Source organism: Chitinophaga varians (genome assembly GCF_014529945.1).
Taxonomy (GTDB): Bacteria; Bacteroidota; Bacteroidia; order Chitinophagales; family Chitinophagaceae; genus Chitinophaga; species Chitinophaga varians.
Genome location: NZ_JACVFB010000005.1, coordinates 117,424 through 129,857, shown reverse-complemented (window position 1 = coordinate 129,857; position 12,434 = coordinate 117,424). Strand labels below are relative to the sequence as shown.

The window sequence follows — 12,434 nt, the reverse complement described above, 5'->3', positions numbered from 1 at the left end:
GTTATATTAGTAGCTGTTAACCCAACACCATATGATTGTTAAAACCTTCGGCAGCGCCATTTACGGCGTAGATGCCATTACCATCACCATAGAAGTGAATGTATCTCCGCAGGGGAATCGTTTTTACATGGTCGGGCTGCCGGACAGCGCTGTTAAAGAGAGTGAGCGCCGGATCGAGTCTGCCATCAGTCATCTCGGATTCCGGATGCCGCGTACCAGGACGGTCGTGAATATGGCGCCTGCCGCCATCCGCAAGGCCGGTGCAGCGTACGACCTGCCTATTGCCATCGGCATATTAGGCGCTTCCGGTAAGATACCTGCCGATACCTTTGACCGTTATCTGCTGATGGGGGAGTTATCGCTCGATGGCAGCGTGCTGCCTATCCGCGGCGCTTTGTCCATGGCCATACAGGCGCAGCAGGAAGGCTTCAGGGGATTTATACTGCCTGCCGTCAACGCACGTGAAGCCGCTATGGTAGCGCAACTGGAAGTATATGGCGTATCTCACCTGTCGGAAGTGATGCAGTTTTTCAGTCAGCCGGAGTATCTCACGCCGCTGCCATCGGCATCTCCGGAGCGCACGCAGGTATCGTTTGATGTTGATTTCTGTGATGTAAAAGGACAACATAACATTAAGCGGGCTTTGGAGATAGCCGCTGCCGGCGGGCATAATGCCATTCTGATAGGGCCACCGGGCGCCGGCAAAACGATGCTGGCCCAGCGACTGCCGACCATCCTGCCGCCGCTGACGTTGCAGGAAGCGCTGGAGACCACCAAAATACATTCCGTGGCAGGCAAGCTGCCGCAACATGCCTCGCTGGTACTGAAGCGGCCTTTCCGTTCGCCTCACCACACCATTAGTGATACCGCGCTGGTAGGCGGTGGTAGCCAGCCCCAGCCCGGAGAGATCTCGCTGGCGCACCATGGCGTGTTGTTTCTGGATGAGCTGCCGGAATTCAAACGGCAGGTGCTGGAAGTGATGCGGCAGCCACTGGAAGAGCGGCGGGTAACGATTTCGCGGGCGCGCTCCGCGATCGATTTCCCCGCCGGGTTTATGCTACTGGCCTCTATGAATCCCTGTCCGTGTGGCTATTTCAATCACCCTGAAAAAGCATGTACCTGTTCTCCCGGTATGGTGCAGAAATATCTCAACCGGGTATCCGGGCCTTTGCTGGACCGTATTGATCTTCATGTAGAAGTAACGCCGGTCTCTTTCAGCGATCTGACGGCCAACCGGGAAGAAGAGAAAAGCACGTATATCCGTGACCGTGTGATGGCCGCACGGGAGGTACAGGCAGCGCGGTATGCAGCATTACCGGGCATTTATTGCAATGCGCAGATCAACAGCCAGCAGCTGGGGAAATATTGCACCATCGATGAAAACTGCAACCAGTTGCTGAAAAATGCTATTCAGCAACTAAAGCTCTCTGCCCGGGCGTATGACCGGATACTGAAGGTAAGTCGCACCATTGCTGATCTGGCGCGAAGCCAGCGCATAGAGGTAGCGCATATGGCGGAGGCCATCCAGTACAGAAGCCTTGACAGGGAAGGATGGATGTAAAAAAAATTACGAATTACGAATTACGAATTACGAATTACGAATTACGAATTACGAATTACACTACTTCTTCTTTCTGGTATTCGTCGCTCAGTTTCTTCTGGATTTCCGGCGGAACGGGCGCGTATTCCGCAAACTCAGAGTGGACCTTAGCTTTGCCCTGTGTCACATTGCGCAGCGCGGCGAACAGTTTGTCCAATTCCGCCTGTGGCGTCCGGGCTTTGATCACCTGATATCCATTTAGTGTATCCATCCCCGTTATAATACTGCGGCGACTTTGTAATTCGCTCATAATATCCCCCATCATGGTATCGGGGGCGGTAGCCTCCACGTCGAATACCGGTTCCAGCAGCTGTGGGGCAGCCTGGTGGAAAGCATCGCGGAAAGCCATCATACCGGCTATTTTGAAGGAGATATCGTTACTGTCGACCGGGTGCATTTTACCATCGTATACGCTTACCCGTATGTCGCGAACATAGGAGCCGGTGAGCGGCCCTTCCTGCATTTTTTCCATTACGCCCTTCAGGATGGATGGCAGGAAGCGGTTGTCTATAGCGCCGCCTACAATGCAGTTATTGAAGACGAGTTTTCCGCCCCATTGCAGCGGCACCTCTTCCGTTTCCCTTACCGGATATTCTTTCAGGGGTGGCATGCCTTCGTACCAGGGTTCAATTTTCATGTATACCTCGCCAAACTGGCCGGCGCCACCGGATTGTTTTTTATGCCGGTAGGAAGCCAGGGCGGGTTTACGGATGGTTTCGCGGTAAGGTATCTTAGCCGGCAGGTAGGCCACCTGCATTTTGTAGATGTTTTCCAGGCGCCATTTGGTGACCAGCAGGTGCAGGTCGCCCTGGCCGTGGAGGATCACCTGTTTCAGCTCCCGGTTGAATTCCACCAGCAGGGTTGGATCTTCCATATGCAGTTCCGCCAGCACTTCGCTGAGTTTTTCATCATCGCCTTTATTCTGGGCTTCGATGGCTACGCGGACTTTAGGAGTGGGGAATTGTATAGGGTCTATCTGGATGGATTTGTTTTTATCGGAGAGGGTGTGGTTGGTGAAGGTATTTTTCAGTTTGATGGTACAGCCGATATCGCCGGCTTTAAGGGATTCTACGTTGTTGCGGTTTTTACCGTCGGCGATGAAGATCTGGCTGATGCGTTCGGATGTATTGGCTTCCTCGTTGAACAGCTCCATGCCTGGTTTTATTTCGCCGGACATCACTTTAAAGAAAGAGAGGCGTCCGACGTGTGGCTCCTGCAGTGTTTTGAAGATGAAGAGACAGGGGGGCCCGGCGGGATCGCAGGGCACTTCCCTGCCGTCGCTCGTCATTTCTGCGGGCATTTCAGCAGCTGCGGGGGCCACATTATCGATGAAGCCCATGAGACGGCCGCTGCCCATATCATTTTTAGCCGACAGGCAGAAAACGGGGAATATCTGGTGTTTGAGCATCCCTATTTTGATGCCTTGCCGGAGTTCATCTTCGTCGAGGCTGCCTTTTTCGAAGTATTGTTCCATGAGGGTATCATCATTTTCTGCCGCTTTCTCCACCAGGGCGTTGTGCAGCGCTTCCGCTCTTTCCTTTTCATTGTCGGGGATGGGGAGTTTTTCGGGTTTACCGCCTGTTTCCGGGAAGCGGTAGAGGGTCATTTTAAGCAGGTCGATGATGGCATTGAAACCGGGGCCCTGATTAACGGGGTACTGCATGACCGTGACAGCGTTGCCCAGGATGCGGGTGGCGTCTTCCACGGTTTTGTTGAAATTGGCCTGTTCCGTATCCAGTTGGTTTACAGCCAGAATGGTGGGTTTACGGTATTTATCGACGTAATCCCAGATCAGTTCAGTGCCTACTTCCACGCTGTATTGGGCATTGAGCAATAATACCGCGGTATCGCATACACGAATAGAGGCGATTACTTCGCCGATAAAGTCTTCCAGGCCGGGCGTGTCTATGATATTGATTTTGTAGTCTTTCCATTCGGAGTGCAATGTGGTGGCATAGACAGAGTTACCGCGTTCGTGTTCTATTTCATGGTAATCCGAGATGGTGTTGTTTTCTTCTACTGTCCCGCGCTTGCTGATGATACCGGCTTCAAACAGCATTGTTTCGGAGAGGGTGGTTTTTCCGCTTTTGGGAGCGCCTAACAGTACGATGTTTTTGATATGTTTTTCATCATACGTTTTCATATGTGGAGATTTAATCAGGTAATCGATTATCACCGTTGCCAAACAAAGAGCTACTACTATTAAGTTACTGATTTTTGGCCAAAAAAATGACCTTTTGATTACCCATAATATGTTGCAACATGCAGTAACTTTGTGCACCTGTAAAGAACATATTATGAAACTGTTGCTACATTATCTGAAGAAATATAAATGGCTAGTAGTATTGGCTATGGCGCTGGCGAGCATTAACCAGCTTTTCTCCTTATTAGACCCGTTGATTTTCGGGTGGATCATTGACCGGTTTGCCTCCCATCCGCACACCACCCTGAAGGGAGGTGATATTTTGCGGCCGGAAGGGCAATATTTGTCCGGCGTATTGTTGTTGATTGGCGCCGCCATTGGCGTGGCCATGGTATCGCGTATCGCGAAGGCCTTCCAGGATTATTTTGTGAACGTCATCGTACAGAAATTCGGCGCACAGGTATATACCGATGGTCTGAAACACTCTCTGCGACTACCTTATCAGCAATTTGAGGATCAGCGTAGCGGTGAAACGCTGGCTATTCTGCAAAAAGTACGGACCGACTGCGAGAAGTTCATCACCGCTTTTGTGAACGTATTGTTTGTATCGCTGATCGGTGTGGTGTTCGTGATGGTGTACGCCACTATGGTACACTGGACCTTACCGTTTGTATATCTCATTGGCTGTGTGCTGCTGGCCGTGCTGATGAGTGTGCTGAGCCGTAAGATCAAGGTTATTCAGAAGACGATCGTAAAAGAAACCACGGCCCTGGCTGGTTCTACCACCGAATCGTTGCGTAACATAGAACTGGTGAAGAGCCTGGGGCTTACCCATCAGGAGATCCGCCGGCTGAACAGCACCACCATCAAGATATTGATGCTGGAGCTGAAGAAAGTACGCAGCATCCGCAGTATCAGTTTTGTGCAAGGCACGTTTGTGAACCTGATGCGGCAAAGCATCCTGTTTTTGCTGTTGTTTTACATCTATCGCGATTATGTGTCCATCGGGCAACTGATGACGCTTCAGCTGTATTCCTTCTTCATTTTCGGCCCGCTGCAGGAGCTGGGCAACATTATCCTTAACTACAGAGAAGCGCAGGTATCGCTGTTGAATTTCCAGGGAATCCTGAATACGCCGGTAGAAGAGACGCCAGCGCATCCGGTGAAGATCAATCACATTGACGATCTTACTTTCCGGCAGGTGACGTTCAAGCATCTGACAGCCGCCACCAAGGCGCTGGACAAGGTGAATTTCTCTGCCCGGGTAGGAGAAACCATCGCCTTTGTAGGGCCGTCCGGTTCCGGCAAAACAACGCTGGTAAAGCTGTTGGTAGGACTGTACAAGCCAAATGAAGGACATATCCTTTACAATGGCGTAGATGCCAACGAAGCAGACATGGATGACCTGCGTCATCAGGTAGGGTTTGTAACGCAGGACACACAGCTGTTTGCCGGCACTATCCGGGAGAACCTGTTGTTCGTGAATCCAGGCGCCTCAGATGCAGAGATCATGGACGCCCTGAACAAGGCGGCATGTTATTCGTTGCTGGCGAGGGCAGACAAAGGTCTGGAGACAGTCATCGGAGAAGGAGGCATTAAAATCTCCGGAGGAGAAAAACAACGACTGTCAATAGCCCGGGCATTATTGCGTAAGCCACGTTTGCTGGTATTTGACGAGGCCACGTCTGCGCTGGACTCCATCACAGAAGAGGAGATCACCAAAACAGTGCGGCAGGTAACCGCCAGCAAGCAGCATATTACCGTGATGATCGCCCACCGGTTGAGCACCATTATGCATGCCGACCGTATTTATGTACTGGAAAAAGGGCATATTGTAGAAACGGGCAGGCACGAAGAACTGCTGGAAGAAAAGGGGCTGTATTACGCCATGTGGCGCCAGCAGATAGGCGAGCGCAAGCTGGAGACCGTCTAGTGAATTAAAAAACTTATTTTTGCACCGAATCAGTGTAAAAAAATATGGAACACAAACGCCCGAATTATTTCGTCAGCCTGTTAACGATGAAATGTCCCAAATGCCGGAGAGGAGATATGTTCAAAGACAAAAACCCTTTTCATCTGAAGTTCTCCAAAATTTTCAACATGTACGATAACTGTCCGGTATGTGGGCAGAAGTATGAGTTGGAGACAGGGTTCTGGTTTGGGACAGGTTACGTGAGTTATGCCCTTTCCGTGGCGTTTAGTGTGTTTAACCTGATTTGGTATGCGTTGTTTTTCGGTATTACCTGGAGAGATAACAGTATTTTCATCTGGCTGGGTGTGAACGGCGTGTTGCTGGTGCTGATACAGCCTTGGCTGATGCGTATTTCACGTGTTATCTACCTCTACTTTTTCGTGTATTATGACGATAGTACAGCGGGGTTAAAAGCTCCTGAGCAACAACAACATCATCATTAAAAAAATTCATTGAAAAAAAATATGGGGCTGTGAAAACAGCCCCTTTCTTTTTCAACCAAAATCTGAACCAATGGTGGTCAGAAAATCTTTACCAGCAAAAACCAATAATAAAATAACCAGAGGGAAAACTGCTTAGCCTCCAAGGCGGGACAACCAATCACACAGTCTTACAAAGCATGGCGAAGCTACAAAATCCCCCAACACAAAAACCATAATTTTATATAAATGGTAAATCTTCTGCGATGAACAGAAAAAAAACGTCGCTGAAAATGATCTGTAAACAGATTATTTGTAACTTCAGTAATAACGGTGATGATCTGATTTTCTGACGATCAAAATTGTTCGAGCAGCTGCCCCATTTCCTTTGGAAATTCCTATCAAGCCCGCTACCAGTCTTCATCTTATATACTTGTTGTTTATTCATCAATAAATCAGCAATTATATGTCTTTTAAAGCGACCCTGTCGTTGGAAGGATCGACCATGAATGTGCTGGAATGTCATTTTACCTTTTCACAGGCAACGGACGAAACCGGCAAACCTTCCCATCGTCCCCGAGGGGGCATTATCCGTATTGTTATCGAGTCAGACGGCAGCAGCTGGCTTTTTGACTGGATGATTTCCAATACCGGCGTTAAAAGCGGTACTGTTACTTTCTGGCGGCGTGATGTGATGTCGCGGATGAAAGAGTTACGGTTCACCGATGCTTATTGTGTCCGGTATGGCGAGCATTTTAATGCCAGTGGCGCCATCCCCATGCAGGTACAATTAAAATTATCGGCCCGGGAGCTGGCATTGAACCAAAGTGTGTATCAAAACCCGTGGCCGCATTCCTGATTCGTATATACGTTACTGTTAACCCGAAAAACTACTTGTTATGCCCTTAAATACATTAACCAACATCACCATCGATGGAAGAACTTTTCCACATTTCCGCGAGTTGCTGATACAGCAACGGATCGACGGACATCATACATTTGAAATACATATTGACCAGGGGTGGCTGGCCAGCTTATGGCCTGATGTTTCCGGTAACGGGCAGGACCTCCTGGGGAAAGACGTACAGGTGGAGATAGCGGCCGCTGCTGCCCGGCAGACAGGCACCCTGCATTTCAAGGGACTGGTCACTGCCATTCATACCGGCAAAAAAGGTGATGCCACGGCCGGATTTTGTGTATTGAAAGGCACAGACCCCGGTATAGTGCTGGACGGAGAACCACAGTTACGGGTATATGAAACACAGACCCTGTCGCATATTGCCCGTCACTGCCTGAAAGCAGCAGCAGCCCATATAGATGTACAGATAGCGCCGGGCGACACCGCCCACCACGCCTACCTGGTACAATACAGGGAAAGTAATTTTGCTTTTCTGCAACGACTGGCAGCCCGCTTTGGAGAATGGTATTTCTACAATGGCCAGCAGATGATATTCGGCGCCTATGCCCCTGCTAAAATTATCCTGTCGCATCCCCGGGAGCTGGTACATTTCGATATCCGGTTACAACTAACATCCGGCAACCGCCGCTTCACCGGTTATGATTATGAAACAGGGTCCGCTATTGACAGCATGCCCGCGCCCGCAGGCGTGGCGGGCGCGGGGCCCCTCACCGTACGGACAAGGGCCGCCAGCAAACTGCTTTATCAGGAAGAAGGCTATGACAAAACGTGCTCACAACAACTGGCCGGGATTGCCTTACAGGCACAGCTACACGAAAAACGCCAACTGGCAGCGTCCGTGGAACTTACCGGCAGGAGCGAACATCCGGGTATCCGTATTGGAGATATCATTGAAGCAGCAGCCTCCCTCTCTTCACCCGATCTGGAAGGTACTTTCACCGTCACCCGTATTGACCATCACTGTCAGGGAGACGGCGCTTATTTCAATCAGTTTAGCTGCACGCCTACAGATTGTTGCATCCCGTCCGGCCATAGCGGTATCGCTCCCTGTTGTGAAGCACAAAGTGCTATCGTCACCGACAACCACGACCCGGAAGGCATGGGCCGTATCCGGATCCGGTACCGCTGGCAACAACAGGGAAGTTCGCCCTGGATACGATTGATAGCCCCGCATGGCGGCGCCGGTAAGGGGTTTCATTTTATCCCCGAAAAAGGAGAAGAAGTATGGGTAGACTTTGAAGGCGGTAATCCGGAACTGCCTTTTGCCGTAGGCACCGCCTATAACGGTAAAGACAGTACGAAATTTAGCGACGCCGGAAACAATCTGAAGATCATTAAAACGCGTAGCGGTCATACCATACAACTGGACGATAGTAACGGAGCTGAGCAATTACAGATCCATGACCGCAACGGTAATATCATTCAGCTTGACACTCACCGGGGTAATATCACCATCGCTTCGCCGGGGCAATTGCATCTCAAAGCCAACCATATCAGCATCGAAGCGGCCGATCAGCTGGATATGCATGCCGGCGGCAATCTTACGCAGGGCGCCGGAGAAAACATCAGCATGTATGCCGGCAATCACACCACGGTATTGGCCACACATATTATTGAACAGGCGCACGACAGCTTTACCCGCACTTCGCGCAAACTGGAAGAACAGGCAGAAAGTATATTGCTCAACAGTATCCGGGAGGACCTGACACTGATGTCTGCCGCTACCATCGCTATTAACAGTGTAGAAAAAATAAAACTGTCGTGATATGATACCATCCAGTAACCCTGCCAGACATCTGGTGTGTGAAGGCGCCCTCTGCAGCTGCAACATGGCCGCAGCGCCGACAGCTATGAAGGTGGTATCGCATGACCGCTATTATGTCCATAGCAGCAGTGGCACAGATCGTCCGGTAGTTACCACCCACGAGAATGATCATCGTGCCCTGCATTTCAGCAGCTGTCTTGCCGGTGGACAACCGGCGCCTTGTATGCCACAACTGTTATGGCAGATACCTGTCAGTCAGCAGCGCATTGCATTGGCGAACGGCGCCTATCCTCTTCCAGATAACGCTACCGCCCAATGCCTCACGAAAGGCGGCCGGTTGAAGATCCTTACACATGGTCAACTTCCCTCCGGCGATCATGACGCTCCGGGGTTGTACAGCTGCGATCACCAACGCCCGGCCGACAAGTGCTCCCTGAATTTTCCACAGCAGTTGCCGCGCATCATGCGCATCAAAGGACCGGAGAAAGTTCGTCAGCTAAGCCCCACCTCCTGGGAAGTGACATTTGATCACCCGCCTTCCTCCGGAGATATTGACCTGTTGCATTGGTCACTTGAAAACGATCAGGGCATCGCGGAGGCCACCTCACATGGAGCCCATATTTTCCGCCATCGTTTTCTACACGACGGACATTATATCCTGCGCGTTTTCAGCGGAGAGGACTCGGACATCATGCTGACACAGGCGATACAGGTAACTCCCACCGGCATCATTTGTTCACAGCGTACAACGCGGCCCGGACAAAGCATCCGCTTCACGATAGCAGATGCAGAACCCACTGATATATTCCGGTGGGAATGGACCCATGACACAGGTCTTCATGGTACGTCCGAAGATACCGGTCCGGAAATTCAACTGACGTTTGCACAACCTGGCCATTACGTTGTTCGTGCAACCACAGGTGATCAGACATGGCAACAGCCTGTCACCATCAGTAATAATCAGATTCAAAACATTCAGGCAGACCGGAAACCTGTCAGCGGAGCAGTCATCACCTTCCACATCACCAGCACCTTCCCGGATTTAACAGAGAGGGAACAGCTCAAGCTGCACTGGAAACTGGAAGGTCCTGAAAGTACGCACTGTGCAGGAGAAACCACGTTCCGGCACCTGTTCATCCATTGTGGGCATTATACATTATATGCTTACCTCTACAACCTACAGCAGGAAGCCGTATTACGCTTCGAAGTAAAAAATGCGACTGTTATCTCAGCACAATGGACTACCCCTAACGGTTATGTCATTCGTCAGGCAGGGCATGATCAGGATGTTTGTCTGTACTTTGAGCATACCGGTCTCGAAAAAAGAAAAGTATTGCTGGAAATATATGCACGGCAAGCATTCTACAGCAAACTGGTACACTCGCAGACCATACAGATCACCACGGCCCCTGTGGTATCCCTTCCATTATCTGTCAGCAGCCTCCGACAGCAACTTCCATCAGGATGGGACAACCAACAGCTTCAGCTTTATTTTCAGATCAAGGCTACAGACAACATACCGATTGAACAACAAAGTTGCCCACAGCTGCTGCTACATCGCCGGCAATGTATTGTGAAAGCGTATTTCACCGATCTCCACGATCAACGGATATATTTCATCACCGACCATCACCAGCAGATGGCCCTGAAAATATACGCCGTCAACCTGGCCGGTCAACAATTACAGGTGACGCTCCTGCGGCGAAAAGGATCGCCACCGCTGCAACGTCCGCTCACCCTCTATCCGACGAAAGAACTGCTGCCATTACTGGAGAAAGATACCATCATCAACAAGCAGCAGATCGTGATCGATAAAACAGGAACGGCCCTGCTGCCTGTACCGCTGGAATCGTTGTCTGGTATCAGCCTGATCTATGCATTGATACAGCTTCCCGGATTTAATGCCGCTTATTCACAACAGTTATTCGTCTATCCAGGTCAACAACTACGGCTGTCACCTGCAGTAAAGGCACGGTCCACCGCCGTGATAGAACGCGTGTCCGTTTCACAAGATGAGTCCGCGTGTCAGTCATTGGTATGGGGCAGTAAAGTAAGTTGTGCGTTCCGAAAAAAGGTTATCAGCATTGCACGAAAGTTGCAGGCAGACCCCAACCATCTGATGACATGCATGGCGTTTGAAACAGGTGGATCTTTTCTGCCGCATTTGCTGAATGGTTATAAGCCGGGGACTACGCCGGCGGTGGAGAAATTAACGGAGGGGGTGCTGGCGGAGCATGCGGTAGGGTTAGTGCAGTTTACGCAGACGGCTGTTGATCATATAAATAATCGATGGAAATTAAAGACTACTAAAAAGAAACTTTCGCAGATGTCAGCAGAAGAACAGTTGGATTATGTGTATCACTATTTACGCGAGTTTAGGGGCAGGCTTAAATCACTGGAAGACTTCTATTTAACCATCTTAAAACCAGAATCGGTCGGAAAAACTGAAGACCACATTGTATTTAGTGAAGAGCAAGACATAACGAATAAAAGAAGTTGGTACAAAAAAAATAAAGGACTTGATATTGATAAAGACGGTATTGTTTATAAAAAAGAGGTGCAATTAATAATTTTCAAAAAGTATACAGAGGGACTAAGCTATAGAAACGGCTGTAGTCTTAGTTGTCCAATGCACATGGATGCCGCAACGCCCAAAAATGAGTGGCACCATCCCTTATCCGACATGCAGTTGCGGGGATGGTACAACTGCTGGGCTCCTGAAAGAAGTAAATTTGGGGTTATTTCTGAGCGTAAGAGTGGTAAACATCAGGGTTTAGATCTTTATGCGCCCGAAGGCACTCCGGTATATGCATGTGTTAATGGGGAGATAATCTCATCTTATTATTCTGACTCCTATGGTAATGCTTTGAGTCTCCATGGTGAGTATAATGGTGAGTATTATTATTTCTTTTATGCGCATTTAAAAAATGCTTCAAAATGCAATGTGGGTGATCATGTAAAAAAGGGTGATATTATTGGTTTCACAGGAAAAACCGGAAATGCAAAAAGCATCAAACAAGAACAAGAGCATCTACACTTTGAAATACGAACTAAAGAAACTGTGGGAAGAGGATTCGATGGTCGGGTTGATCCTCTAGAAATTATCAAAGAACTCCGCGCAAATGAAATTATTAACCCTCAAAAGGAACTTCAATATGCTAAATCCATCTAAAAAGTTTTTATTCATTCAGGCACTAAATTTAGTTCTCTTAGGTTGCAATAGTCAAACTTTAAAGTCTACGGAGGAAGATACAATCTCCGCCTGGCCGAGAAAATACAATTTAAGTACCTCAAGAAATGAAATCATGAATGGGATGATTGTTGGTACCGACTACGAAATCAACACTACAAACGACAGCTGCCTCTTTACCGGCGATGGCATACAATATGCATTCGAGGCCAAATGTGTACTTAAAACCAATAAGGACACACTTTTGGGATTCTTTTGCTACGACAATCGTGGCATAGAGCAATACTGGAGTCCGGAGGTCCCTCTTTTCAAAATCTTCCGGAAAGACACCAACTATTACATTATTTCAAGTGCGATCCTCGAAGACACGACTAAGACCTATCTGTTAAAACATACTCCGGAAAGTGAAAAAATTCAATAGCTTTA

Annotated in this window: 8 protein-coding genes; 7 read left to right on the top strand and 1 reads right to left on the bottom strand. The window is 49.2% G+C overall.

All coding sequences use genetic code 11. From position 1 onward, the window contains the following. Nucleotides 1-31: 31 nt before the first annotated feature. Nucleotides 32-1,561, top strand: coding sequence for a YifB family Mg chelatase-like AAA ATPase (locus ICL55_RS24025; protein ID WP_188102239.1), 1,530 nt, complete (start codon nucleotides 32-34; stop codon nucleotides 1,559-1,561). Between the two features lie 55 nt (nucleotides 1,562-1,616). Here ICL55_RS24025 and ICL55_RS24020 read toward each other — a convergent pair whose 3' ends face one another. Beyond that, nucleotides 1,617-3,743: an elongation factor G gene (locus tag ICL55_RS24020; RefSeq protein ID WP_188102236.1), complete on the bottom strand. Its 2,127-nt coding sequence runs from the start codon at nucleotides 3,741-3,743 to the stop codon at nucleotides 1,617-1,619. 154 nt (nucleotides 3,744-3,897) lie between these two features. Between ICL55_RS24020 and ICL55_RS24015 the strand changes: the two genes are divergently transcribed. From ICL55_RS24015 to ICL55_RS35665, 6 genes are all read left to right on the top strand, one after another. Next, nucleotides 3,898-5,676 (top strand): ABC transporter ATP-binding protein, encoded by a 1,779-nt coding sequence (locus ICL55_RS24015; RefSeq protein ID WP_188102233.1) that lies wholly within the window; start codon nucleotides 3,898-3,900, stop codon nucleotides 5,674-5,676. Between the two features lie 44 nt (nucleotides 5,677-5,720). After that, nucleotides 5,721-6,158, top strand: coding sequence for a DUF983 domain-containing protein (locus ICL55_RS24010; RefSeq protein ID WP_188102231.1), 438 nt, complete (start codon nucleotides 5,721-5,723; stop codon nucleotides 6,156-6,158). A gap of 442 nt (nucleotides 6,159-6,600) precedes the next feature. Continuing rightward, entirely contained in the window at nucleotides 6,601-6,993 is a 393-nt protein-coding gene (gene tssD / locus ICL55_RS24005) for a type VI secretion system tube protein TssD (protein ID WP_188102229.1), read from the top strand. Nucleotides 6,994-7,033: 40 nt separating this feature from the next. After that, the gene (locus ICL55_RS24000; protein ID WP_188102227.1) at nucleotides 7,034-8,818 is read left to right on the top strand and encodes a type VI secretion system Vgr family protein; all 1,785 of its coding nucleotides are present in this window, start codon (nucleotides 7,034-7,036) and stop codon (nucleotides 8,816-8,818) included. 1 nt (nucleotide 8,819) lies between these two features. Beyond that, nucleotides 8,820-11,990, top strand: coding sequence for a peptidoglycan DD-metalloendopeptidase family protein (locus ICL55_RS23995; RefSeq protein WP_188102225.1), 3,171 nt, complete (start codon nucleotides 8,820-8,822; stop codon nucleotides 11,988-11,990). 142 nt (nucleotides 11,991-12,132) lie between these two features. Continuing rightward, a complete protein-coding gene (locus tag ICL55_RS35665) occupies nucleotides 12,133-12,429 on the top strand; it encodes a DUF5991 domain-containing protein (protein WP_188102223.1) in 297 nt (98 codons plus the stop codon). The last annotated feature ends 5 nt before the right edge of the window (nucleotides 12,430-12,434 follow it).

What these genes read in the sequence shown, in the direction of transcription:
- ICL55_RS24025 (WP_188102239.1), top strand. Translation starts at nt 32, where the DNA reads ATGATTGTTAAAACCTTCGGCAGCGCCATTTACGGCGTAGATGCCATT.
- ICL55_RS24020 (WP_188102236.1), bottom strand. Translation starts at nt 3,743, where the DNA reads ATGAAAACGTATGATGAAAAACATATCAAAAACATCGTACTGTTAGGC.
- ICL55_RS24015 (WP_188102233.1), top strand. Translation starts at nt 3,898, where the DNA reads ATGAAACTGTTGCTACATTATCTGAAGAAATATAAATGGCTAGTAGTA.
- ICL55_RS24010 (WP_188102231.1), top strand. Translation starts at nt 5,721, where the DNA reads ATGGAACACAAACGCCCGAATTATTTCGTCAGCCTGTTAACGATGAAA.
- tssD (WP_188102229.1), top strand. Translation starts at nt 6,601, where the DNA reads ATGTCTTTTAAAGCGACCCTGTCGTTGGAAGGATCGACCATGAATGTG.
- ICL55_RS24000 (WP_188102227.1), top strand. Translation starts at nt 7,034, where the DNA reads ATGCCCTTAAATACATTAACCAACATCACCATCGATGGAAGAACTTTT.
- ICL55_RS23995 (WP_188102225.1), top strand. Translation starts at nt 8,820, where the DNA reads ATGATACCATCCAGTAACCCTGCCAGACATCTGGTGTGTGAAGGCGCC.
- ICL55_RS35665 (WP_188102223.1), top strand. Translation starts at nt 12,133, where the DNA reads ATGATTGTTGGTACCGACTACGAAATCAACACTACAAACGACAGCTGC.